At 27.8% G+C, this 23,859-nt stretch carries 22 protein-coding genes, 3 tRNA genes and 1 rRNA gene; 19 read left to right on the top strand and 7 right to left on the bottom strand.

The features are described 5' to 3' along the window. Window positions 1-139 precede the first annotated feature (139 nt). The 4 genes from rrf to QOZ93_RS09195 all read left to right on the top strand — a co-directional run bounded on the left by rrf (window position 140) and on the right by QOZ93_RS09195 (window position 497). Window positions 140-256, top strand: a 5S ribosomal RNA gene (gene rrf, locus QOZ93_RS09210). 8 nt (window positions 257-264) lie between these two features. Beyond that, window positions 265-339 (top strand) — tRNA-Asn (locus QOZ93_RS09205). 3 nt (window positions 340-342) lie between these two features. Then, window positions 343-418, top strand: a tRNA-Phe gene (locus QOZ93_RS09200). A 5-nt stretch (window positions 419-423) separates the two neighbouring features. Further along, window positions 424-497, top strand: a tRNA-Cys gene (locus QOZ93_RS09195). Window positions 498-579: 82 nt separating this feature from the next. On the opposite strand, the gene QOZ93_RS09190 is transcribed toward QOZ93_RS09195, so the two are convergent. Further along, window positions 580-1,500: a S66 peptidase family protein gene (locus tag QOZ93_RS09190; RefSeq protein WP_307355995.1), complete on the bottom strand. Its 921-nt coding sequence runs from the start codon at window positions 1,498-1,500 to the stop codon at window positions 580-582. A gap of 471 nt (window positions 1,501-1,971) precedes the next feature. Here QOZ93_RS09190 and QOZ93_RS09185 point away from each other — a divergent pair, with 471 nt between their 5' ends. After that, window positions 1,972-2,475, top strand: coding sequence for a hypothetical protein (locus QOZ93_RS09185; protein ID WP_111940227.1), 504 nt, complete (start codon window positions 1,972-1,974; stop codon window positions 2,473-2,475). 75 nt (window positions 2,476-2,550) lie between these two features. On the opposite strand, the gene QOZ93_RS09180 is transcribed toward QOZ93_RS09185, so the two are convergent. Continuing rightward, entirely contained in the window at window positions 2,551-3,708 is a 1,158-nt protein-coding gene (locus tag QOZ93_RS09180; protein ID WP_307355994.1) for a zinc-binding metallopeptidase family protein, read from the bottom strand. A gap of 164 nt (window positions 3,709-3,872) precedes the next feature. On the opposite strand from QOZ93_RS09180, the gene QOZ93_RS09175 reads away from it, so the two are divergent. The 9 genes from QOZ93_RS09175 to QOZ93_RS09135 all read left to right on the top strand — a co-directional run bounded on the left by QOZ93_RS09175 (window position 3,873) and on the right by QOZ93_RS09135 (window position 10,299). Next, window positions 3,873-4,085: a sigma factor G inhibitor Gin gene (locus QOZ93_RS09175; protein WP_111940231.1), complete on the top strand. Its 213-nt coding sequence runs from the start codon at window positions 3,873-3,875 to the stop codon at window positions 4,083-4,085. Continuing rightward, window positions 4,064-5,494: an aminotransferase class I/II-fold pyridoxal phosphate-dependent enzyme gene (locus QOZ93_RS09170; RefSeq protein WP_307355993.1), complete on the top strand. Its 1,431-nt coding sequence runs from the start codon at window positions 4,064-4,066 to the stop codon at window positions 5,492-5,494. Before QOZ93_RS09175 ends, QOZ93_RS09170 begins: the two co-directional genes overlap by 22 nt. 71 nt (window positions 5,495-5,565) lie before the next feature. Next, on the top strand, window positions 5,566-6,213 hold the full coding sequence (tmk, locus tag QOZ93_RS09165; protein WP_307355992.1) for a dTMP kinase: 648 nt from the start codon (window positions 5,566-5,568) through the stop codon (window positions 6,211-6,213). 111 nt (window positions 6,214-6,324) lie between these two features. Next, a complete protein-coding gene (locus QOZ93_RS09160; protein ID WP_111940237.1) occupies window positions 6,325-6,654 on the top strand; it encodes a cyclic-di-AMP receptor in 330 nt (109 codons plus the stop codon). A 41-nt stretch (window positions 6,655-6,695) separates the two neighbouring features. Further along, window positions 6,696-7,646 carry a DNA polymerase III subunit delta' gene (locus QOZ93_RS09155; RefSeq protein ID WP_307355991.1) on the top strand — a complete coding sequence of 317 codons (951 nt, stop codon included), beginning with the start codon at window positions 6,696-6,698 and terminating at the stop codon, window positions 7,644-7,646. A 1-nt stretch (window position 7,647) separates the two neighbouring features. After that, a complete protein-coding gene (locus tag QOZ93_RS09150; protein WP_111940241.1) occupies window positions 7,648-8,592 on the top strand; it encodes a PSP1 domain-containing protein in 945 nt (314 codons plus the stop codon). A gap of 12 nt (window positions 8,593-8,604) precedes the next feature. Further along, window positions 8,605-8,808 carry a heavy-metal-associated domain-containing protein gene (locus QOZ93_RS09145; RefSeq protein WP_111940243.1) on the top strand — a complete coding sequence of 68 codons (204 nt, stop codon included), beginning with the start codon at window positions 8,605-8,607 and terminating at the stop codon, window positions 8,806-8,808. A gap of 210 nt (window positions 8,809-9,018) precedes the next feature. Next, on the top strand, window positions 9,019-9,273 hold the full coding sequence (locus QOZ93_RS09140) for a YkuS family protein (protein ID WP_111940245.1): 255 nt from the start codon (window positions 9,019-9,021) through the stop codon (window positions 9,271-9,273). A 288-nt stretch (window positions 9,274-9,561) separates the two neighbouring features. Next, window positions 9,562-10,299: a LysM peptidoglycan-binding domain-containing protein gene (locus QOZ93_RS09135; RefSeq protein WP_307355990.1), complete on the top strand. Its 738-nt coding sequence runs from the start codon at window positions 9,562-9,564 to the stop codon at window positions 10,297-10,299. A 303-nt stretch (window positions 10,300-10,602) separates the two neighbouring features. Here QOZ93_RS09135 and QOZ93_RS09130 read toward each other — a convergent pair whose 3' ends face one another. The 5 genes from QOZ93_RS09130 to QOZ93_RS09115 all read right to left on the bottom strand — a co-directional run bounded on the left by QOZ93_RS09130 (window position 10,603) and on the right by QOZ93_RS09115 (window position 15,869). Next, window positions 10,603-10,866, bottom strand: a complete 264-nt coding sequence (locus QOZ93_RS09130) for a cysteine-rich small domain-containing protein (protein ID WP_111940249.1) — start codon at window positions 10,864-10,866, stop codon at window positions 10,603-10,605. A 51-nt stretch (window positions 10,867-10,917) separates the two neighbouring features. Next, window positions 10,918-12,918, bottom strand: coding sequence for a fructose-1,6-bisphosphatase (locus QOZ93_RS09125; protein ID WP_307355989.1), 2,001 nt, complete (start codon window positions 12,916-12,918; stop codon window positions 10,918-10,920). Window positions 12,919-13,423: 505 nt separating this feature from the next. Then, window positions 13,424-14,833 carry a nucleoside recognition domain-containing protein gene (locus tag QOZ93_RS14030; RefSeq protein ID WP_340343990.1) on the bottom strand — a complete coding sequence of 470 codons (1,410 nt, stop codon included), beginning with the start codon at window positions 14,831-14,833 and terminating at the stop codon, window positions 13,424-13,426. A gap of 44 nt (window positions 14,834-14,877) precedes the next feature. Continuing rightward, the gene (locus QOZ93_RS14025) at window positions 14,878-15,636 is read right to left on the bottom strand and encodes a FeoB small GTPase domain-containing protein (protein ID WP_340343989.1); all 759 of its coding nucleotides are present in this window, start codon (window positions 15,634-15,636) and stop codon (window positions 14,878-14,880) included. Continuing rightward, window positions 15,627-15,869, bottom strand: coding sequence for a FeoA family protein (locus QOZ93_RS09115; protein ID WP_307355988.1), 243 nt, complete (start codon window positions 15,867-15,869; stop codon window positions 15,627-15,629). Before QOZ93_RS09115 ends, QOZ93_RS14025 begins: the two co-directional genes overlap by 10 nt. Window positions 15,870-16,033: 164 nt before the next feature. Here QOZ93_RS09115 and QOZ93_RS09110 point away from each other — a divergent pair, with 164 nt between their 5' ends. The 5 genes from QOZ93_RS09110 to QOZ93_RS09090 all read left to right on the top strand — a co-directional run bounded on the left by QOZ93_RS09110 (window position 16,034) and on the right by QOZ93_RS09090 (window position 23,760). Further along, complete coding sequence (locus QOZ93_RS09110) at window positions 16,034-16,318, top strand: hypothetical protein (protein ID WP_307355987.1); 285 nt, start codon at window positions 16,034-16,036, stop codon at window positions 16,316-16,318. A 321-nt stretch (window positions 16,319-16,639) separates the two neighbouring features. Further along, window positions 16,640-17,266, top strand: a complete 627-nt coding sequence (locus tag QOZ93_RS09105; RefSeq protein ID WP_307355986.1) for a TetR/AcrR family transcriptional regulator — start codon at window positions 16,640-16,642, stop codon at window positions 17,264-17,266. A gap of 15 nt (window positions 17,267-17,281) precedes the next feature. Further along, a complete protein-coding gene (locus QOZ93_RS09100; protein WP_307355985.1) occupies window positions 17,282-19,372 on the top strand; it encodes an efflux RND transporter permease subunit in 2,091 nt (696 codons plus the stop codon). A gap of 26 nt (window positions 19,373-19,398) precedes the next feature. Next, on the top strand, window positions 19,399-21,585 hold the full coding sequence (locus QOZ93_RS09095; RefSeq protein ID WP_307355984.1) for a hypothetical protein: 2,187 nt from the start codon (window positions 19,399-19,401) through the stop codon (window positions 21,583-21,585). 102 nt (window positions 21,586-21,687) lie between these two features. Continuing rightward, complete coding sequence (locus tag QOZ93_RS09090) at window positions 21,688-23,760, top strand: methyl-accepting chemotaxis protein (protein WP_307355983.1); 2,073 nt, start codon at window positions 21,688-21,690, stop codon at window positions 23,758-23,760. Window positions 23,761-23,859 lie beyond the last annotated feature (99 nt).

Raw genomic sequence — 23,859 nt, 5'->3', positions numbered from 1 at the left:
GGTGAGAGGTGTAAGCGTGGTAACATGTTCAGCTGACTCATACTAATAGGTCGAGGACTTGACCAAATAAATATTCATTATACAATTTTGAGAGAACAATCTCTCATGTATACCGTCTAACAACAATAAATAATGTAAATCTGGTGACAATGGCGTAAAGGTAACACTCCTTTCCATACCGAACAGGTAAGTTAAGCTTTACAGCGCTGATGGTACTGCAGGGGCAGCCTTGTGGGAGAGTAAGACGTCGCCAGGTGAAAACGTTCCGCGATAGCTCAACGGTGGAGCACTCGGCTGTTAACCGATAGGTTGAAGGTTCGAATCCTTTTCGCGGAGCCATATGGCTCGATAGCTCAGTCGGTAGAGCAGAGGACTGAAAATCCTCGTGTCACTGGTTCGATTCCAGTTCGAGCCACCATATATGGCGCTATAGCCAAGTGGTAAGGCAGAGGTCTGCAAAACCTTTATCCCCAGTTCAAATCTGGGTGGCGCCTCCAAAAAAGCTAGTGAAAATTCACTAGTTTTTTTATTTTAGGCAAAAACAACCAAGTTATATTTAATTATAACTTGGTTACTTTTTTATTTAAATAAGTTATTTAATAGTTCTATACAACCACTACAAGTATTAAGTCTAACTTTTGGTCCTATAGGTAAAGTTAACTTTGGATATGAGTGTCCTGTTGCAAAGTCTTTTAGAATAGGAATATTTAAATCTTTTAATCTATCTTCAAAAACTTGTTCCAAAGTTAAACTTCTTTCGTAATGTTGCAATGTACAGTTTGTGAATTGACCTAATATAATAGCACTACATTGTTGTAGCTTATTAGCTAGTAGTAATTGGGTTAGCATTCTATCTATTTTATAAGGAGCTTCTCCCACATCTTCGAGAAATAAGATTTTATTTTTTGTGTTTATTTCATAGGGTGTACCTAGTGTACTACATATAAGACATAGATTTCCACCTACTAGATTGCCTTCAGCAATACCTTCCTTAAATGTTGTATAAGGAACTTCTCTAGGATTTTCTATCATATTATTAGGTAGTTTATTTAAAATGGTATCTAAGAAGCTTTTTAGTGTGTATTTATCAGTTAAATTTGATGTACCCATGGGTCCATGAAAAGTCGGAAAACCACATTTGGAATTTATAGTATTTAATAGTACAGTAATATCACTAAAACCCATAAATATTTTAGGATTTTTTTTTATTTTATGAAAATTTAAATAAGGGAGAATTCTCATGGCACCATAACCACCTCTAACACATAGAATCATATCTACTGATGGATCCATGAACATATTCATTAAATCCGATGCTCTTTCATAATCTTCACCAGCTAAATAGCCTTTTCTCTTATATATAAATTTTCCTTCCTTAACTTTAAATCCTAGTGATTTAAGTTCAGCTATTCCTTTTTGTATTTTTTCAGGATATTCAGCACTTGAAGGAGAAACTATTCCTATAGTATCCCCCAGTTTTATTGATTTTAATTTTACCATTTATATCAGTCCTTATTTTAAAAATTTTTAATTATTATATGCTTAAAAAAATAAAATACAGTTTTAAAATTAGCATAAGAAGTGATTTTCAGTTATTTTATAGTAGTATTCTTATGGTATCATTATATAGCTTTATATTTCTAGATTTAACTATAAATTTTAAACTTATGAGCAGTTTCACATAAAACAAAGGAAAGTATATATATATGAATGTATTTTAATTTTATTGTTAATAGTGGGTATTAATCAATTGTAAAAAAGGTATATAAGCTCTGAGTGCTGTAGATAAAATGTATAAATGCTAGTATAATCTGTATATGTGTCTTGAACTAATAAACGAAAGTTAATAATGATTAAGAAACTATATAAATAATAAGGATTAACGTAAATTTTTATATTTATATTATTATAATTTTATTTTTTTATTGATGTGTGTGTTAAAGGAATTTTGGTTTGATGGAGGTTAATTCTATGGCGTTGCACAAAGAGGTAATAGAGAGAAAACAATACTCTATTATTTTAATTTTTTTAGCTATGTTAATGACATTTATTATTGTTTCTGATTTATTGGATGTTATGGTACCTAAAACTCATTTATTCAAAATAATAAAGTATCTAAGCTATTTAATCATGATTTGTATAGCTTTATTTCAAATAAAGAGACTTAGAACTAAATATAAGTATTCACTTATACAAGATGAGCTTATTATTCATAAAATCACTGGAGAAAGTGAAAATCTATTAGAAATAGTTAACTTAGCAGATATACAATATATAGGTAGAAGTGATAAAATTACGGATAAGCTTAATTTTCATGGGGTAAAAAGATATGATTTTTGCAAGTTAAGAACAAAAAATTATATATGTGTTTATAAATTAGAAGGAAGACTTAAAAAGTTTTATTTTAACCCTAGTGATAGATTAATTAGAAATATTGAAAGATGTAGTAATACTTATAGAGAATTTAACTTTTAGTTATATGTATAATAAAAATTTATGATTACTTATAAAGAGTCAGTATAAATTAAAATTTATACTGACTCTACTTTTTTATAATGGATTTGTATTTCTATATAATTCCATAGTCATTTCTTTTAATAAATTAGGTGTTTCTAAAATATCTAATGCTGTTAAAGCCAAAGCTTTTGCGCTTTTAAAGCCTTGTTTAATTGCATAATCACTATTAGATAGCTTATGGAATTCTAAAGAGGGATATTTGATTTTTTCATTATTTGTTATATCTATTGAGGGATATATACAAGGAGTAGTATGGCTTATGGCACCTATACTAAGCCCATAAGGAATATCTCTACAACAGTTAATATCTATGATTCCACATTGTTTTAAGTTATTTGTAAATAAATCTGATAAGACTTTATTACTTAATAACTCTCTACAAGGAAGATCAAACATACCTATGGAATAATCTATATTAAGTATAGAACATAAATTACATAAAAAACTTTTTAAGCCTATATTTATACATTTACAACTATTTAGCTTAGCACCTCTAACAAAAAACTTAGCACAAGCCTTAGAAGGTGTTGTATATGGTTTTTCAGAACTATTTATAGATACACCATCTATTGTACATTTATCATTAGAATTCTTTATCATCATTCCTAGAGTATTAAAGGCCAACAAACACCCATCTAATGGAGATGAATTTATTATACCTTCCCCTAATATTTCTTTCGATGTAAAATTAATTTCTACGGGTATAACACTCATTGAAGTACCACTTTGAAGATTCTCATTAAAGGCATGAGCTGACAAAATAACATCCATGTCTTCTAAAATACCTTGTTTAGTTATGGTTAATTCTGCACCGTTAAAATTGCTACCAGGACATCCTAAAATAATTACAGAACCATCATATTCCGAAATAGTTTTAGACAACGCAATGGCTGCTCCTATACTCATCATACAGTTAATATTATTTCCATGTATATGACCGTATTCAGTAGCTGAGTATTTACAAATATAACATATCTTAGGATGGCCTTTCCCAAAGGAAGCATAGAAGGATGTATTTATGTCTAGAAATTTTTCTTTTATAGTAAATCCATGTGTTTTTAATAAATTTACTATGTAATTGCAACACTTTTCTTCTTTAAAATCTGATTCTGGATTTTCATATATAAATTGTGATAGAGACTTAAGTTCATCTTGTAAAGTTAAGAAACTAGTTATTATATCCCTTTTCATAGTTCTCATCACTCCATATCTACAAAATTAATATAAACATATTATATCCAAATAAAATTTTAATATTTAGAAATGAGTAATTAAAAAGGGGACATGTTGAATAAAATATATTATATGAGGCAAGAATCCAGATAAGTTTAAGCATTCTTTTAAGGGGGACATTAATGAAAAAAAACTGTTGTATTATATGTAGGAAGCCTCTAAATGATGGTATAATGATTAAGGGAAGAAGAATATGTTATTCGTGTGAAAAAAGACTGATTAAAGCAGAAATGAACACAGATTTTTATGATTATTTTAAAGATCGTATAAAAAGAACTATTATACATTATATGATAAAAGGAGAGGAAAGTAAGTGTCACAATTACCACTTATAGATGGTGTATTAGAATATATAAAGGAAAACAATTTACCATTTACTATGCCTGGACATAAAAGTGGAAGAGGATTTATTAATATAAAAGAAGGAAAATATTTTTATGAGCATATTTTAAAAGGTGATATTACAGAAGTTGATGGAGTAGATAATCTTCACAATGCTGAAGGAATAATAAAGGAATCTTTAGATAGATTAAAAGAATACTACGGAAGTAAAAAGTCCTATTATCTTGTAAATGGTAGTACAAGTGGAAACTTAAGTATGATATTTTCTACCTTTAATAAAGGCGATAAAGTTATATTAGAAAGAAATTGTCACAGGTCAGTTATGAATGGAATTATAATGAGAGAGTTAAATCCTGTGTATTTAAAAAATATAGTAGATAGAGATTTTAATGCTCCTTTCTCTCTAAATAGGGAGCATTTTTTTAAAACATTAAGAGAAAATAAAGATGCTAAAGGAATAATAATTACTTATCCTAATTATTATGGTATTTGTGTAGATTTAAAACAAATTATAAATGAAGCAAAAAAATATAATATGAAGGTATTAGTAGATTGTGCTCATGGTGCACATTTTGGAGTCATAGAAGAGTTACCTCAAAATCCTATAAAATTAGGGGCAGATATGGTAGTTATGAGTTCACATAAAACTCTTCCTAGTTTAACGCAGACAGCATATCTCCACGTTGGAGATTCAATAGATTTAGAAAAAGTAGATTTCTATGTAAGTGCATTTATGAGTACTAGTCCTTCTTATGTGATGATGATGTCTATGGAGTTTGGACGATTTTATTTAGAACAGTATGGCAGAGAGCAATATACAAATTTTTTAAAACTTTGTATGGAATATAGAGAGAAGATAAATGGATTACAAGGATTTTTAGTATTAGGAAATGAACATATGTATAGGAATATGAAGAAAAGTTTTGATACATATATTGATTTAACTAGGTTTGTTATAAGAATTAATAAAGGATACAGTGCTCATAAACTATTAGATTATTTAAGGAAAAAGAAAATTCAATGTGAAATGAGTGATGGTAGGAACATTATTTTAATACCCAATCCTTTCAATACTCCAGAAGACTTTGAAAGGCTTTATTATGAACTAAAGAAATGTAAGTTAGAAGAGTTTAGGGAGGAAGAAGTGCCATTTCTTGATTATAATATTCCTAAAACTGTATTTCTACCCCATGAAATAATGGATAAAAAAAAGATAAAAGTACATATTAAAGACTCAATAGGAAAAATATGTGGCAAAAGTATTGTCCCATATCCACCAGGAGTTCCACTTGTAATGCCTGGTGAGGTAATTGATAAAGAGGCCATTAGGGTTATTGAGTACTATATAAAAAATAATTTAACGGTTTTAGGAATAGAAGATGAACAGTTATGGATCATTTAAAAAACTTTATAAATTAAAATAATTATATAATAACATTACTTATATAAATTTTACAGGGAAGAGGGAGTAAAATGGCATACAAAGGTTTATTTATAACCTTAGAAGGTGGAGAAGGTTCAGGAAAGACTAGTCAAATAAAGGTTATAGAGGAGTATTTAGAAAAAAATAATATTCCATATATAAGTACTAGAGAACCCGGTGGAATAAAAATTTCGGAAGATATAAGAGGAATACTTTTAGATAAAAAGAATATCAAAATGGATGAGAGAACAGAAGCTTTACTTTATTGTGCATCTAGAAGACAACATTTAGTGGAAAAGGTGATTCCTGCTCTAAAAGAAGGAAAAGTTGTAATATGTGATAGGTTTATTGATTCATCCTTAGCATATCAAGGATACGCTAGAGAAATTGGCATGGACATAGTTTATGAAATAAACAAATTTGCTATCGATCAATATATGCCTAGTTTAACTCTGTTTTTAGATATAAATCCAGAGGAAGGACTAAGAAGAGTAAGAAATAGAAATGATGAAATGAATAGACTTGATTTAGAAAAATTAGATTTTCATAAAAAGGTAAGAGAAGGATACTTAAAACTTTTACAGCAGTATCCCAATAGAATTAAAAAAATTAATGCAGAACAATCTATAGAGGATGTATCTAAAGAGGTTATTAACATTATAGATACAAAAATTAAAAAACATTTAGGCAAAATATAAACAATTCAAAATATAAAGGTTCTTAGCTTACTAAATTTCTACAAATATGATAAAATAAAATACAAGATAAATTAAAAAAATCTATAATTATTAAATGAGGAGGGATATCTCATGAAGTTAGTTATATCCATAGTACAAGACCAAGATGCCAATGACTTAGTTGAAGCTTTAACAGATAGTGGTTATAGGGTTACAAAACTTGCTACAACTGGAGGATTTTTAAAATCTGGAAACACTACTTTGATGATGGGAGTAGATGATGATAAAGTTGATAATGTAATGGATATAGTAGAACAAATTTGTAAAACCAGAAAACAGGTGGTTACGTCACCAACACCAGCTACAGGAGCAGCATCTGTATATATGACTTATCCAGTGGAAGTTAAAATCGGTGGAGCTACAATTTTTGTTGTAGATGTGGATAGGTTTGCAAAAATTTAATTAAGATATTTTTTAATTTAATAGTTAAGGAGAAAATAAAGATGAGCTTAGGTAACAATATTATAGGACATAAAAGAATTCTTTTACCATTACAACAGGTTATTTATAATAAGAAATTTACCCATGCTCATCTTTTTGTGGGAGAAGATGGCATAGGTAAAAGTATTATAGCAAACGTACTTGGTAAAAGTATATTAGGTTGTGAAGATAATATAGATCATGTTGATGTTATTCCATGGAAGTTAGGAAAAAATAAGAAGTCATTAGGTGTAGGAGAAATAAGAATTTTGATAGAAGAAATAAATAAGAAACCTTATGAGGGAGATAATAAGGTTGTAATAGTTTATAATGCAGATAAAATGACGATGCAAGCTCAAAATGCATTTCTAAAAACTATCGAAGAACCTCCCTTTGGAGTGTACATATTTTTACTATGTGAGAATTCAGAAAGTATTTTAGATACTATAAAATCAAGATGTCAGATACATAAACTAAATCCTTTAAGTTTTGATGAAATGAAGATATTTTTACAAACTAATTATAAAGATCTGTCTGAAAATGAAATGAAACTTTTAATTTCTTTTAGTGATGGTATACCTGGAAAGGCAGAACAACTAATTTATGATGAGAATTTTAAGGATATGAGATCATCTATATTAAAATTTTTAAAGGAAGTTAAACACATAGATAAAGTTGAGTTATTAAAGTATGAAGAAATGTTTAAAAAATTTAATAAAGAAAATAATGAAGACATTTTTGATTGCATGATTAGTTTTATAAGAGATGCTATAATATATAAGGAAACTGGCCATAAACATAATTTAATTAACTTAGATAAATTTAATGAGTTAGAAGATGTATGGAATATATTTTCGTTTTCACAGTTAAATGATATTATAAGAATTTTATTAGAGACCAGAGAAAATTTAGGTAGGAACCTCAACTCATCATTAGTGTTTAGTACTATGTTGCTAAAGATACAGGAGGTATAAAATGTTAAAAGTTATAGGAATAAGGTTTAAAAAGGCGGGAAAAATATATTATTTTAATCCTAAAGATATAGATATAAAAAAAGATGATTTTGTTATAGTAGAAACAGCAAGAGGGGTTGAATTTGGAGAGTGTGTAGTAGGAATAAAAGAAATTAGTGAAGAAGAGCTTATTTCTCCTTTAAAAGATGTTATAAGAAAGGCTACGAAGGAAGATATTGAAAAACATACTGCCAATAAATCAAAAGAAATAGAAGCTTTAAAGATATGTGAAGAAAAAGTAAAAAAACACAATTTAAATATGAAGCTTATTGATGTAGAATATACTTTTGATAATAATAAAGTTATATTTTATTTTACTGCTGAAGGAAGAGTAGACTTTAGAGAACTTGTAAAAGATTTAGCTAGTATATTTAAAACAAGAATTGAATTAAGACAAATAGGTGTTAGAGATGAAGCTAAGATGGTTGGGGGATTAGGACCTTGTGGAAGACCTCTTTGTTGTTCAACTTTTTTAGGTGAATTTGCACCTGTGTCTATAAAAATGGCTAAAGAACAAAATTTATCTTTAAATCCTTCTAAAATATCAGGAATTTGTGGAAGACTTATGTGTTGTTTAACCTATGAAGAAGAGGCATATAGAAAGATTCGTGAGAAAATGCCTAATGTTGGATCTATAGTAGAGACTGACAGTGGAAAAGGAGAAGTTATTGATAATAACATAATAAAAGAATCCTTAAAAGTTAAACTTAAAATTGATGATGAAGAAGTTATAAAAGAAGTTAAGGTTAAAGATACAAAACTTATATCAGGTGAATATATGGCAGAAGAGAATGATGATGTAATTAAACTTGAAATAGAAGATGAGGAAGATAGTAAAATATTAGGTGATATATTAAAAGAAGAAAAATCTAACGTTAAAGTAAAAGAGGTATTTAAGGAGAACTAGGGGGATTTTATTATGAAGGCTGTAATTAAAGTATATAATATAAATTCAGCGCGAGATATAAACAATGTAAAGAAAGCTATAACTTCAAATGAAGGAATAATAGCCTGCCAAATTTCTAAAAAAAAAGGTGAGGTTGAAGTTATATATGATGATTTTTTCATTGATTTAAACAAAATCCTGGAATCTATAGAAGACACTGGATACACAATTATATAAGAAATACATAATGTTTCAGATTTAAGGTATAAAATATAATATATTTTATACCTTTTTATTTTTCTAAAGATATCTACTTTGTGTATGAAAAAGACATTTTAGAAATATTAACTTCGAATATATTAACATTCAATGCACATAATAATTATTGAACAAAGGGAATTTAAAATAATTTTATTATAGCATTAGTTGAAAGAGGAGGAAGTTAACATGAAAAAAGTAGCTGTAGAAAAGGGATTAAAACCTATAAAGAACTATTTAGAAAACGAAGGATATAGTGTTAAGGAATTTGATGATAGAAAAAAAACAGCTCCTAATTTTTTAAAGAAGTTTGATGCTGTAGTTGTAACAGGTGAATCTAATAATAGTTTAGGAATACAAGATACAATAACAAAAACATCAATAATTAGTGCAAATGGCATGACTCCAGAGGATATAAAAAATCAAATAGATCAAATTAAATAATAAATATACTAAAAAAATATATATAAATTGAACTAAAAATAATCCATGTAAATAAACTTTTATAAAAAAATCATTACTTTTTAAAGTAATGATTTTTTTATGTTTAAAAATATAAAAATAGGTAATACTTAATAACAGTTAATGAATTCCAAAATAATATTAAAAATGAAATAAAAGAAAATAAAACATTTAAAAGAAAATTTATAATATATGTATAAAAAATAGTATTTTGGAAAAAATTTAAATAAATACAAAGTTAAATATATTTTCTGAGAGGAGAGAATAAAGGTGAAAAAATCAAAAGGTATAATTTTAGCCAGTACTATAGTAGTTGTACTATTAGGAATTTTTTTAGGAGTAAAATTTGTTAATAGAAATAACGATAATGCAAAAATAAATAAAAATGCAAAAAATCAAGTAGCTAATAAAATCAAAGCCGATAAAAAAGATAACTTTTTAGAGGAAAGCTTAAAAGAGGATAAACAAGAACAAGATAAAGAAAATAACAAAAAAGCAGAAGATAACAATAAAGAAACTATTAATGACAAAGAAAATAATAAAAAAGAACAAGACAAAAATAAAGAAACCGAAAAAGAAGAAAAAGATAAGACAGATGTAAAAACAACAAATGCAGATTCTATATCAATATATGATGATCAATATGTTGTTAAAAAAGGTGATAACTTATTTACTATAGCTAAACAATTTAGTACCTTTGATGATGTTAATGAAGTAATTCAAGTAATTAAAGATATTAATAAAATTGATGAAAATTCATTAATAAAAGCAGGAGATAAATTATATATACCAACAGAAGAAAATTTTAAATCATCTAAAGAAGAGGTAGCTCAAAAAGGAAATGCTTATGTAGTAAAAGCAGGAGATACATTAACAAGTATAGCAAGTAAAGAAATGCATTGGTGTGATTCTAAAAAGGCCGTAAAACTTATAATGGAAAATAATAACATGAAAAAAGCTGAAGAATTAAAAGCCGATCAAAAAATTTATATACCAGTTAAAAAATAATTAACTTTTAATAGAGTATTGTACCGTAAGACTTCGGGAAGTTACGCCTGTGGAGATTGGCTAAGGCTTGTCGTAGAATCAGGAAAAGGTCTAAATCAAAGGGATAAAACACTAACAAACAAAAGAAAAAATATAATTAACCCCTAAAAGTTTAAACCCCTTTTGCCCCTTATTAATAAAAAAGTTCTTTTATGATGTAAATACAGCATAAAAGAACTTTTTTTATTTAAATAAATGTATAAAAAAAGCTGCTGATATACATCAGCAGATAAGATAATTTGGGTAGTTTGTTTAATTAAACAGTTACTTATTTTGTGAGGCTAATTTAGAAATATCAGCCCATTTCGACATAATATATTCGTAACCATTTTTGGAGTGAGGTATCATGCAATTTGTGCAATTTTTTATTCCACTCTCTGTATATGTAAAGTTACCTCCACATTTACTACCTAAAGTGTAAAGTGGGCAGTAACAGAACAAGCAATTAAAACTGTCCTTATCCTTTGTTTTATGACAAGGAAAATACTCACAGGTTTTGTGCTGAAAAAATTTATAATTTTCACTCATGGTATAAAGCCTCCTAATAAAATTTTTATATACTTAATAAAGTATATTCAATTACAGTATAGAATAAGACTTTTCTTTTATCAAACCTTTCTTATAGGCACAAAGAAGCATTAAAAGGTCATTAATTTGTTGTTTTAGTTCTGTACCTATATCAGTATCAGCCACTCTCTTTCTTTCAAGAGTAGCCTCCAAAACAATAGTGGAAGATAAAATATCTTTTTCTTCTTCAATAGCCTTTTGAATGGATTCAAAAGGTTCATGAGAAACTAAAATTAGTCCATAAGAATTATAAATTAATGTGTATCCAGCTATACCTGTTTCTGGTTGATAGGCTTTTGAAAAACCACCATCTATTACAAGTAATTTTCCATTAGCCTTTATAGGACTTTCACCATTTTTCGTTTTTACAGGAACATGTCCATTTATAATATGTGATTCTTTAGGGTTAAGTCCAAATTCCATCAAAATCTTATTGCAAATTTTTTCATCATTTCTTAATTCAAAATAAGTATTCTTAATTTCTTTATGGGTTTCTTTTTCTTTAATAAAGTATCTTTCAAAGGTTGTCATTTTATCTTTTCCGAATAAAGGAGAAGCTTCTCCACACCATAAATACCACATTGTATCTAAGGAATAAAGTTTATTTCCCTTTCCATTATTAATAAAAAATGCTTCCCTTGCTAATTTATCACATCTATCTAAAAGGGATTTTCCTTTATAAACTATTCCATTAACCTCTAAACATTTAAACGAACCGTCCTCGTTAAGAGGTACACAGCCATGATATAATAAATTTGAATTAGCATTTAAATATAAACTTCCTTTTGAATACAAAAAGTTTATGTGTTTTTGTAGTTTTTCACTATTCATGAAAGAAGCTTTAAGTTTAGAGACCAATTCTTTTTCTTCATCTGTTAGTTTAAAAGGATCGTTAGGATCTATAGTTGGAAAATTTTTATCTAATAATTCATAAGTTTTTCCATATAAATTAATAGTTCCTTTTTCATAATCTATTTTATCCAATAGAAGCCTATGTTTCATATTGTAGTGGGTTCTTCTATTTATAATATAACTTTCTAATTTAAATTGAATTATACTTATTGCTTTATGCATTTGAGATATTAATTTTAATTCTTTTAACCTATAAGAATGTTGTTCATTTGTAGAAAGTTTAGGTTTAAATTCACTACATGGGTCATTTTTATAGGTTTCCATTGCAAAGGTAGCGAGAGGCAATAAATTTATACCATAGCCTTCTTCTAAGGTTTTTAAGTTTGCATATCTTGCTGAGATTCTTATTACATTTGCCATACAAGCTTCGGAACCACAAGCAGCAGCCATCCATAAAATATCATGATTTCCCCATTGAATATCTACACAATGATGATTTATTAATGCATCAATAATGATATCAGGACCAGGACCTCTATCATAAATATCACCTAATATATGAAGCCTGTCCACAACTAGCCTTTGAATCAATCTACATAGAGCTACAATAAATTCATCAGCTCTATCTATAGAAATAATTGTGTTTATAATTTCTTTATAGTATTCATGTTTATTTTTTCTGTTTTCATGTTCGTGTAATAACTCTTCTATTATATAAGAAAAATCTTGTGGTAAAGCTTTTCTTACTTTTGACCTAGTATATTTTGAAGAAACATTGCGACAGATTTCAATAAGTTGATAAAGAGTTATTCTATAGAAGTCTTCCATTTCAACTTCTGAACTTTTTATAATCTGAAGTTTTTGTTCAGGATAATAAATAAGTGTTGCAAGTCTCTTTTTTTCACTTTCTCTAAGGGAATTACCAAAGATGTCATTTATTTTTCTTTTAATAACTCCTGAGGCATTTCTTAAAACATGAGTGAATGCTTCATATTCACCATGTATATCCGTTAAAAAATGTTCCGTACCCTTTGGTAAGTTTAATATTGCTTGTAAATTAATTATTTCAGTACAAGCACAAGCACTAGAAGGATACTGCTCAGACAGTAGCTTTAAATATTTTAAATTTTTTTCAAGTTCTTGTAGGCTAATGTCTTTCATGATATAATCTCCTATTTGTAATTATATTTTACAAAATTATAATAGCATATATGTTATACTATATCAAGAATAAATTTCAATAGTCTAACATAAATTTGACAAAAACGTAATAAAGTTATACACAATATATTTAATACATATAATAAATGTTAAAAAATTCATAATAATATATTTAAAAATTTTTAAATATAACAATTTAATATAAATATATTTAAATATAATTTTTTAAAAGAAAATATAATTTTTTTTGGTAAATAGAATATATTTTGATGTTGTGGTTATAATTACTAATGTGACATATAATTATACATTAAAGCCCTTATGATCCCTCAATCCCCTTATATGTTATATGAACTTATAAAGAGTTAACCGGCTTTATAAGTATATAGTTATCCCCCATAACTAAATATTTTAAACTCCCTAAGAGAGTAGGTTTTATGGAAAAACCTACTCTCTTTTTATTAGAAACAATGTTAAGCAAAAAGAGAGTAAGAATTAAGGGAATTTATAATATTAATTTAAACAAATTATATACACCTGTAGTAAACATACAAACAATTATAGCTATAAGGGTTGGTAAGAGTATGGAAAATAAGGTCCACTTTTTACTACCAGTTTCTTTTCTTATAGTAAGCACAGTGGTTGCACAAGGAAAATGTAGTAAGGAAAACAACATTGTATTTAGAGCTGTAAGACTAGTCCAACCATTTTGTAATAATATATTCTTCAATTGATCTAAACTTTGGAAATCTACCATGCTTCCTGAAGCTAGGTAACACATCATTAATATAGGAAGTACTATTTCATTTGCTGGAAAACCTAAAATAAATGCCATAAGTATAAAACCATCTAATCCCATTAGCTTTGCAAATGGATTTAAAAATTGTGCTATATGGGAAACTATACTTAAATCACCTATATAAACGTTACTTAATATATAGGTTATTGCACCAGCTGGTGCTGCAACTAACATAGCTCTTCCTAATACAAAAATAGTTCTATCAATAATAGAAGTATAAATAACTCTTCCAATTTGGGGTTTTCTATAAGGTGGTAATTCTAAGGTGAAAGAAGATGGTATTCCTTTTAATAAAGTCTTTGAAAGTATGAAAGATACTAATAATGAAATAACAATACCTAAAATTATTAATAAAGTTACAATTAGGGCGGATACAAAAGCATTTGCTCCTTTAACCAAGTTCATTCCAAAGAATATAGATGAAATGGCAATTAGTGTTGGAAAGCGTCCATTACATGGAATAAAGTTATTGGTTAGTATGGCTATTAAACGTTCTCTAGGAGAATCAATTATTCTACAAGAAATAATGCCAGCAGCATTGCAACCAAATCCCATACACATGGTTAAACATTGCTTTCCATGAGCACAAGCTTTTTTAAAAGCATGGTCTAGATTAAAGCAAACTCGTGGTAAATAGCCTAAATCTTCAAGTAAGGTGAAAATAGGAAAAAATATAGCCATAGGAGGAAGCATTACAGAGATAACCCATGCAAGAGTCCTATAAAGTCCCAATACAAAAACACCATGAATAACAGGAGATACATTATATTTTCTACAAACATTAGTTATTGAACCTTCTAGGTCAAAGAAAAATTTTGACAAAAGTTCTGAAGGATAATTAGCGCCTTCAATTGTTATCCATAAAACCAGTGCTAATAAAAAAAGCATTATAGGTATTCCAAAAGTTTTTGATGTGATAATGTCATCTATTTTTTCCTGATAATAAGTTTTAGACGGATCTTTTTTTATACAACCATCTAATATTTCCTCAGCATTGGAATATATATCTTTTACTATATATTCTCTAAGTTCATTGTTATTTTTATGTTTATACTCAGATATTTCTTTTAATAATTGATTTAGATTATTTTCTTTAGTATGTTTTATAGTATTCAAAAAATCACCTACCTTAAAAATCTTATTGATATTAAAAGGAAAAATTACAATAATTTTATATTTAGATATTTATTTATAGATTCTAATATGGAGGTATCACCATCTAAGAGTCTTAAGGCTAACCATTCATAATTTATGTTTTTTTCACAAAGTATAGTATTTAATTTAGAGGATATAGACTTTATCATGGAGTCAATTTCAGGTCTGTATATTATTTTCCGAGGATTTAATTTTAAGTTTCCCATAGCTATTTGGTGAATAGTTTCTTTTAATGTATCTAGACCTATATTGCTACGAGCGGTTGTTGGGATTACAGGTATTCCAAGTTTTCCTTCTAATTTATCTACATTTATGGTTAAATGTTTTTTCTTAGCTTCATCCATAAGATTAAGACATCCTATTACATTAGGTGTTATTTCAGTAATTTGTAATAGTAAATTCAAGTTTCTTTCAAGACAAGTAGCATCTAGAACAACTACAGTTACATTAGGATTAGCAAAACAAATAAAATCTCTAGCAATTATTTCTTCAATGGAACTAGCAAGTAATGAATAAGTACCAGGTAAGTCAACAATAATGTAATTATTATCTTTAAAAAAATATTTACCCTGTGTATTGGTAACCGTTTTTCCAGGCCAATTTCCAGTATGTTGATGTAATCCAGTAAGTGCATTAAAAACTGTGCTTTTCCCAGTGTTGGGGTTCCCAGCTAATGCTATTACTAAGTCACTTTCTGTTTCCTTTTTTACATTGAACATATCTTTTAAATTTTTTAACGTGCTACTAGAGTAAGTTAATCCCATAAAATCACCTCGATGTTTTGAGCTTCTTCACACCTTAATGCTATACATGTATCCCGAATCATATAGGCGGTAGGATCTCCCCATGCACTTTTTCTCAATACTTTAATAAGAGTTCCTTCTACTAGACCAAGATCTAAAAGTCTTTGTTTTGATAGGTTATTTGAATATATTTTAATAACTTTAGCTATATTATCTACAGGAACTTTATCTAATGTTAAAACAGGATTTTTCATTACTAAGCCTCCTTTGGTAGTGATGGACAAACTCTAAGATATATTATGTATGTGTTAAATTAAAAGTTACTTTAAAGTTAAAATGTTATATTGAAAAAGTCATCACAAAATAACTTGAAAGTCATAAACTATAAAGTAGAATAATTGTTTAAAGGAGAGTTATTATGGAATTTTTTAAGGATATAAATCCTAATATGAATATGAATCAAGGAAAATTACCACCAGCACCACCAAAGATTCAACCGACAATGAAAAATAAATTTGATGATAACGATGATTTATGTGAATGTTTTAATAAGTATACTTATTTAAGACTTAGAAATGGTCAATCATTTTGGATATGGTTAATAGCAATTTACGATACTTATATTATTTGTTACAGGTGGAATGGCCAAAGATGGGTTTCAGCACAGGTTTCTAAGCGTCAAATAGCAGATTGTGATTGTTAGATTACAATATAAATATTTAATATAAAATAGCACAAAACTTATTAAAAGTGTAAAAAACTTATTAATAGGTTAAGTGCTATTTTTTATATGTAAAAATATAAAGTAAATAAAAGTTTACATAGTTAAGAAAAATAATATAAAACATTAATAAATATTTAATACAAATTTGAAAAATTTAGAGAAAAGGAGATAAACAGAGGTAAAAACTGAAAAACTATAATATTTCGAAAATTTACAATGTTGACTAATAGTCACTAAATTGTATAATAAAATTATTCAATAAAAAAGTGACTAATGGTCATAAAAATAATTGAATTATAAATGAAAGGTGATTGTATGGAAATGACAGGCAAAAGGAAGATAGTATCACAGAAGAAGAAAAGAAAAGAACATGATTTATTTCAAGCAGCATACGAATTATTTATTACTAAAGGTTTTAATGATACTTCTATAGATGATATTGTTAAAAAAGCAGGTGTGGCAAAGGGAACATTCTATTTATATTTTAAGGACAAGTTCGATATTATTAACAAAATCATTCTTAGAAAAAGTATTACTGTTTTGCATGAGGCACTTCAAACAACAGAAACTGAGTATAGGGGTAATTTTGTTGATGGAATCATTTATTTTACTGATTATATAATAGAGTATTTTAAAGCAAATAAGTTTATTTTAAAGCTTATAAATAAGAACTTTTCTTGGGGGATTGTTAAAAGAGCCTTTTCAGATTCAAAACAAGATGAACAAATAACTTCGTTAGTAGATAAATTTACAGATAATATAGCAACAAAAGGTAAAACAAAAGAGGAAGCTGAAAAGACTTTGTTTATAATTATAGAATTAATAGGGGCTGTCTGCTACTCTTCTATAGTATTAAGAGAACCAGATGATATAGATTCTATGAAACCTGTCTTATTTGATGCAATAAGGAAAATTCTAGAAAATTAAAGGAGTGGGGAGTGTATGAGGAAATTTGGAAAATTTATAGTAAAAAACAGGATATTAGTACTTATAATATCCATAGCGTTACTGGTTCCTTCTGTGATGGGCATAATTGGCACAAAAATAAACTATGACATTTTAAGTTATCTTCCAGAGGAACTTGAAACTATGAAGGGCCAGCATATTTTGGAAGATGATTTTTCTATTGCGGCTACAGGAATGTTAATGGTTAAGGATATGCCGTCTAAGGATGTATTGTCACTTAAAGAACAAATAGAAAAAGTTAATGGTGTTGGGGATGTCATTTGGGTAAGTGATGTTTTAGATATAGGTATTCCAAGTCAAATGATTCCTAAAAAATTTAAAAATATGTGTTATGCGAAAGACACAACGCTAATGATGATTAAATTTAAAGAAAACACAGCATCACAAGAAACTTTCACAGCAATAAATGAAATTAAAAGATTGACAGGTAAAAAAGCATTTTTGGCAGGGGTATCTTCTATTATTCATGATACTAGGGAATTAGCAGAAAAAGAAACGCCATTATATGTAGTAATTGCGGTAATCTTTGCAATAATAGTTTTGACATTTGGATTAGAATCTACTTTAGTACCTTTTATATTTTTAGTAGGAATTGGATTCCCTATTATATATAATTTAGGAACAAACTATTTCTTAGGACAAATTTCTTATATAACCAAAGCCCTAGCTGCAGTATTACAGTTAGGAGTAACAATGGATTATTCGATATTTTTACTACACAGGTTTGAAGAAGAAAAGACAAAAACAAACGATAGAGAAGAAGCTATGACAAATGCTATAGCAAGTACTTTTGTATCTATAGCAGGAAGTTCTTTAACAACAGTTGCGGGATTCCTTGCTCTTTGTACAATGAAGCTTGGATTAGGTAAAGACATTGGTATAGTTATGGCAAAAGGTGTTATTCTTGGAGTTTTATCTACAGTAACAACTTTACCAGCATTATTAATGTTCTTCGATAAAGCAATTCATAAATATAGACATAGAACATTAATGCCTAGTTTCAATAAAGTTTCTAATTTTGTTGTAAAGTATAACAAGGTTTTAGGAGTTTTATTTGTTTTAATATTCGTACCATTCTTATATGCTCAAGGTAAAACAGCTGTTTATTATAATTTAGATGAGGCATTACCTAAAAATCTAGATTCAATAGTGGCAACTAATAAGTTAAAAGCAGATTATAAAATGACAACAACTCATTTTATATTGATTAATAAAAATGTACCATCATATAAAGCTAATAAAATGATTAGTGAGATTGAAAAAGTTGATGGTATAGAAACAGTTTTAGGATATGATGATTTAATTGGATCATCTATTCCAGCGAATTTTATACCTAAAGATATAAAGGATGTATTTAAAAAAGGAAATTATAGCTTAGTAGTAGCAAACTCAAGATATAAAGCAGCAAGAGATGAAGAAAATGCTCAAATAGATGAGGTCAATAAAATTGTTAAAAAGTATGATAAAAAAGGATTAGTTGTAGGGGAAGGACCTCTTACAAAAGATCTTATAGAAATAGCTGATAAAGATTTTAAAAGTGTTAGTGTTGCTTCAAATCTAGCCATATTTTTAATCGTTTTAGGTGTATTTTCATCTTTAAGTATCCCAGTTATTTTAGTATTAGCTATTCAACTTGCAATTTCAATTAATTTAGGAATACCTTATTTTACAGGTTCAGTTCTTCCATTCGTTGCTAGTATAGTAATAGGAACTATTCAATTAGGAGCTACGGTTGACTATGCAATTTTAATGACAAGTAGATTTAAAGAAGAATTAGGTAATGGATTAGATAAATTTGAAGCTATGAGGGTATCAGTAAAAGAATGTTCTAAATCAATAATAACTAGTGCATTAACATTCTTTGGTGCCACTATAGGTGTTTATGCAGTTTCAAAAATGGAACTTATAAAGAGCTTATGTTTACTAATGGCAAGAGGAGCAATTATTAGTATGTTCTCAATCATCTTCATGTTACCTCCTCTACTAATAATATTTGAAAAGGTTATTAGTAAAACAACAAGAAAATGGAAGAGTTCATCAATAACTAAAAAAGAAGAATTAGTTTAATTAATTTGAAGAGGAGATGTGTTTAAATGAATAAGATGTCAAAAAGAGTTGTAAGTTTGGTTATATTAGGAACTATGGCAGGAGGACAAATGGTCTATGCTGTAGATACTTTAAATAAAGATGAATCAGTTTATGTTACTTTATCAGAAGAAGGAAAGGTTAAAGATCAAATAGTAAGTGAATGGTTACACTCAGATAAAACTAATGTAGAAATTAAGGACAAGTCAGAATTAAAGGATATAGTTAATATTAAAGGCGATGAAAAACCAGAAATTAATGGAGAAAATATAACTTGGAAATCAGATAAAAATGACATATATTATCAAGGAAAGACTACAAAACAATTACCATTAGAAGTTAAACTTACTTATATCTTAGATGGAAAAGAAGTAAATCCTAAAGATGTAGTTGGTAAATCAGGAAAATTAAAAATTAAACTCCAAATTATAAATAAAGATTCACATAAGGTTACAGTTAAGGGGAAAGAAAAAACAATCTATACACCATTTGCAGCAGCATCTATAATAAATTTACCTTTAGAAAAGTTTACTAATTTAAAGGTAAATACAGGTGAAGTAATGGCAGATGGAAATAATCAAGTGGTTACATTTATATCATTACCAGGTATGAAGGAAAGTTTAGGGTTGGACGATAAAAATGACATGGGTATAGAATTAAAAGATACCTTAGAAGTAACATGTGATGTAAAAGACTTTGAAATGGGTCCAATCATGGTTACAGCAACACCTAAATTACCAGAGGAATTAACAGAATTTAAAAAGGCAGAAAATATAGAAGAATTAACTGATGGAATAAAGAAATTAAAAGATGCATCTAATAAACTTGTTGATGGAAGTTCTAAACTAGGTGATGCTACAAAACTTTTACATGACAAAGTAGGGATTCTTCATTCAGGATATTCACAATTGGATACTGGTATCAATAAACTTAATTCCGGCTCAAAACAGTTGTATGATGGTTCCTTGGCACTTAGAAATGGATCAGGAGAATTAGCAGGTGGTATAGGCCAGTTAGTAACAGAAGTTAATACTATGAAAGGAAAAGTTCCGGAATATATGAATAAGGTACAACAACTTTCTAATGGAACTTCACAAGTAGCTAATGCAAATACTCAACTTGCTACACAGATGCCTAAATTAAAGGGTGGTATATCACAAAGTGCTAAAGGGTCATTAATGATTGATTCAGGCGTTGGACAACTTATTACAGGATTAAATAAATTTGAAGAACAAGTAGTAGGTAAGTTAAATCAGCAACAACAAGTAATTGGACATGTAAAGAAAAATATTGAACCAGTTATGCAAGATATGAAGATTATGGAACAAAACTTACAAGCATTACAAAGTACTGCTGAAGGACAACAATTATTAGGACAATTAAAATCAAGTGTAGCAGGCCAAAAACTATTACAAACTATAGGGTTACTTCAAAAGGATAAAAAAATTATTGATGAGCAACAAGCAATAATCAATAAGATAAATCCAGAAGAAGGAAAGGCTCAAATTCAGGCTGGAATAGGTGAATTAAAAAAAGGTGCTAATAAACTAAAACCAGGAACAGAGAGATTAAGTGCTGGATTAAAGCAATTAGATGAAAAAACTAATGGATTACCAGAAAAAACTCAAAAACTTGCAGAAGGTGCAAAGAAAGTTAATGATGGTGTTCAAGGTGTAGTAAGTAAAAAAGGAGAAGTTCAAGGTAAATTAGGTAAACTTGAAGTAGCTTCTAAAAAATTGGGGGATGGTTCAAAAGCTTTAAATGATGGAGCTATAAAATTAAATGAAGGTTTGGGTGTACTATATAAAGGTTCAAATGATTTAAAAGCTGGCTCAACAAAAATATATTCAGGTACAAGTGCATTAAAAGATGCTACTGGTACATTAGCAGATAAAACTAATGAACTTAAAGAGGGAATGAAAAAATTCCAAGATGAAGGTGTAAATAAAATAGATGATAAGGTTGGAACAAAAATAGAAGATGTTGATGAATTAATCGCTACTAAAGACGAAGTAGTAAAACTTTCAGAGGATTATAAAACATTTACAGGTATAGATAAAAATATGGATGGTTCTGTAAAATTCATAATGAAAACAGATGAAATAGAGAAACCAAAGGTAGAAAAGAAAGAAGTTAAAAAAGAAGAAAAAGTAACCTTTGTTCAAAAAATAAAAAACTTTTTTAGTGGAAAATAATATGGAGAAATAAGATAACGATTTTTATACCCTTGATAACTTAGGTGTTTTATCAAGGGTAGTTTTTTCTCTAAGCATATCTAAATATGGGAGGATTAACATATGAAGAAAATTAAAAATAGAATAACTGCAATGCTTATAACTAGTAGCCTAGCATTATCAATGGTTCTTACAATTATAGCGGTTATTTACAGTAAAGTAATTATAGCAGATGAATCTAAGAAGTATATGAGTACTTTAGTTGATAATAAATCAATGGAATTACAAGAAAATTTTAATAACCTTGAAAAATGTATTGATAATATTAATGATGTAATTGGAAGTTCAGTAGATATGAACAAAATAACTGATAAAAAATATATGAATAACTGTATGGATATTTTAAGGAAGGTAACTAAATCACAGATAAAAAATACACCTTGGGCTATGAATATATATGCTACATTTAATCCACAAGTAACTAAAGATGTATATGAAGTATCATATTTTAAGGATAAAGATAAAGTAGAATTAGATAAAGAGGTTACATCATTAAATGAGTTTAATAAAAGTGATAAAAACATGAACTGGTTTTATGAGACTATAGAAAAAGGAAAAGGATATTGGACAGATCCTTATTTTGAAAAGGATACCAATAAGGATGTTATATCATATTTAAAACCAATCATTAAAGAAAATAAAATTTTAGCAGTAATAGGTATAGATGTGGATTTTAATAACTTTAAACAAATAGTTAGAGGCACAAAGTTATATGATAGTGGAACTGCTTATCTCTTAAATAGAAAGTTAAATTTTATAATACATGAGAAATTTACTATTAAAGACAATCTTGCAACTTCATGGGGAGGAGTATTAAAGAATATTTGTAATGATATAAAACAAAATAAAAATGGTTTTTATGAAATCAACGAAGGAAGTAAAAAGTATCTAAATTGTTATAATAAATTAAATAACGGATATATTTTTATGGCTAGTGTAGATAAACGAGAAGTATTTAAGCCAGTAAGAAGTTTAATCGGTGCAATTATTGTTGCAGATATAGTTTGTATAATACTAACCGTCATTGCATCATTATATTCTTCTAAAAAGTTATCAGATCCTATTGAAAAGATGACAAAATACATAAATGTTAGAGCAAGATTGGATCTTACTGAAGAAATACAAGATAAGTATAAGGTTAAGAATAAAGATGAAATAGGAGAAATAAATACGGCTTTAGATAATTTTAGTAAGGAACTTAGAGAAATTATATTGAAGATAAAGGATGAAACAAATATTACCAATAAAAGTGCTGCAGAAGTTAACATAATTATAGGTGATATGAGTTCATCATTATTACAAACTAGTGCTACTATACAGGAATTAAGTATAGGTACTCAAAAACAATCACAAATGGCACACGAGGGAGTTGAAAAATTAGAAGTGTTATCTAAAGACTTGGATGATATGATTCAAGATACAGAAAGTGTTGAAAAATCTTCTAATGAAATAAAAGGTGCTAATACAAAAGGAAAAGACTCAGTAAAAGATTTAGTATTTAAATTTGATATTAGTGGAGAAGTGTTTAAACAACTGAATCAAGAAGTAAATATACTATTAAGTAAGTCTAAATTTATTAAGGATGTAGTAATAGTAATAGAGCAAGTCACAAAACAAACAAAATTATTATCTTTAAATGCTGCAATTGAAGCTGCAAGAGCCGGGGAAGATGGAAAAGGTTTTAGAGTTGTTGCAGAAGAGATAAAGAAACTATCAGATCAAACACATGAATCTACAGATAAAATTAAAAAAATTATGGAAGAAATAGAAAATCAAATAATAAGTATTAAGGATAATATGGAAAAAGGAAATGTATCCTTAGAAGATTCAAAATATGCAGTTGAAGAAGTAAAAAATTCTTTTAATATAATAGAAAATACGGAAAAAGTAGTGGATGATAAAATTAATCAACTATTGTTAAAAGTTAAGGGAATATCTCAGGTAAAGGAAAATGTAGTGAATTACATTGAAAATATTGCATCAATAACAGAAGAATTTTCAAGTTCTATGGAAGAATTAAATTCTTCGGTAGAGGAACAAAGTGCATCGTTAGATGAGGTAGTAAATACATGTGAAAATTTAGAATCTGTGAGTGATTCTTTAGAAAGCATGGTTAATAAGTTTAAAATTAGATAAAATATATAAATAGTTAAGTAAAAAGGAGATATCAATGGTAATGCATATGTTAGGTTAGCTTGTGCATGTTGTTTTTAAAATCTCCTTTTTTTATGTTAA

It is taken from the genome of Hathewaya limosa (assembly GCF_030815255.1).
Lineage (GTDB): Bacteria > Bacillota > Clostridia > Clostridiales > Clostridiaceae > Hathewaya > Hathewaya limosa.
Note: the sequence above shows the minus strand (reverse complement) of the source record. Positions and strands in the feature narration are given on the sequence as shown.

Bases quoted from the DNA above. Each gene is read 5' to 3' on its own strand.
- QOZ93_RS09190 (WP_307355995.1), bottom strand. From the start codon at position 1,500: ATGGTAAAATTAAAATCAATAAAACTGGGGGATACTATAGGAATAGTT.
- QOZ93_RS09185 (WP_111940227.1), top strand. From the start codon at position 1,972: ATGGCGTTGCACAAAGAGGTAATAGAGAGAAAACAATACTCTATTATT.
- QOZ93_RS09180 (WP_307355994.1), bottom strand. From the start codon at position 3,708: ATGAAAAGGGATATAATAACTAGTTTCTTAACTTTACAAGATGAACTT.
- QOZ93_RS09175 (WP_111940231.1), top strand. From the start codon at position 3,873: ATGAAAAAAAACTGTTGTATTATATGTAGGAAGCCTCTAAATGATGGT.
- tmk (WP_307355992.1), top strand. From the start codon at position 5,566: ATGGCATACAAAGGTTTATTTATAACCTTAGAAGGTGGAGAAGGTTCA.
- QOZ93_RS09160 (WP_111940237.1), top strand. From the start codon at position 6,325: ATGAAGTTAGTTATATCCATAGTACAAGACCAAGATGCCAATGACTTA.
- QOZ93_RS09155 (WP_307355991.1), top strand. From the start codon at position 6,696: ATGAGCTTAGGTAACAATATTATAGGACATAAAAGAATTCTTTTACCA.
- QOZ93_RS09150 (WP_111940241.1), top strand. From the start codon at position 7,648: ATGTTAAAAGTTATAGGAATAAGGTTTAAAAAGGCGGGAAAAATATAT.
- QOZ93_RS09145 (WP_111940243.1), top strand. From the start codon at position 8,605: ATGAAGGCTGTAATTAAAGTATATAATATAAATTCAGCGCGAGATATA.
- QOZ93_RS09140 (WP_111940245.1), top strand. From the start codon at position 9,019: ATGAAAAAAGTAGCTGTAGAAAAGGGATTAAAACCTATAAAGAACTAT.
- QOZ93_RS09130 (WP_111940249.1), bottom strand. From the start codon at position 10,866: ATGAGTGAAAATTATAAATTTTTTCAGCACAAAACCTGTGAGTATTTT.
- QOZ93_RS09125 (WP_307355989.1), bottom strand. From the start codon at position 12,918: ATGAAAGACATTAGCCTACAAGAACTTGAAAAAAATTTAAAATATTTA.
- QOZ93_RS14025 (WP_340343989.1), bottom strand. From the start codon at position 15,636: ATGGGATTAACTTACTCTAGTAGCACGTTAAAAAATTTAAAAGATATG.
- QOZ93_RS09115 (WP_307355988.1), bottom strand. From the start codon at position 15,869: ATGAAAAATCCTGTTTTAACATTAGATAAAGTTCCTGTAGATAATATA.
- QOZ93_RS09110 (WP_307355987.1), top strand. From the start codon at position 16,034: ATGGAATTTTTTAAGGATATAAATCCTAATATGAATATGAATCAAGGA.
- QOZ93_RS09105 (WP_307355986.1), top strand. From the start codon at position 16,640: ATGAAAGGTGATTGTATGGAAATGACAGGCAAAAGGAAGATAGTATCA.
- QOZ93_RS09100 (WP_307355985.1), top strand. From the start codon at position 17,282: ATGAGGAAATTTGGAAAATTTATAGTAAAAAACAGGATATTAGTACTT.
- QOZ93_RS09095 (WP_307355984.1), top strand. From the start codon at position 19,399: ATGAATAAGATGTCAAAAAGAGTTGTAAGTTTGGTTATATTAGGAACT.
- QOZ93_RS09090 (WP_307355983.1), top strand. From the start codon at position 21,688: ATGAAGAAAATTAAAAATAGAATAACTGCAATGCTTATAACTAGTAGC.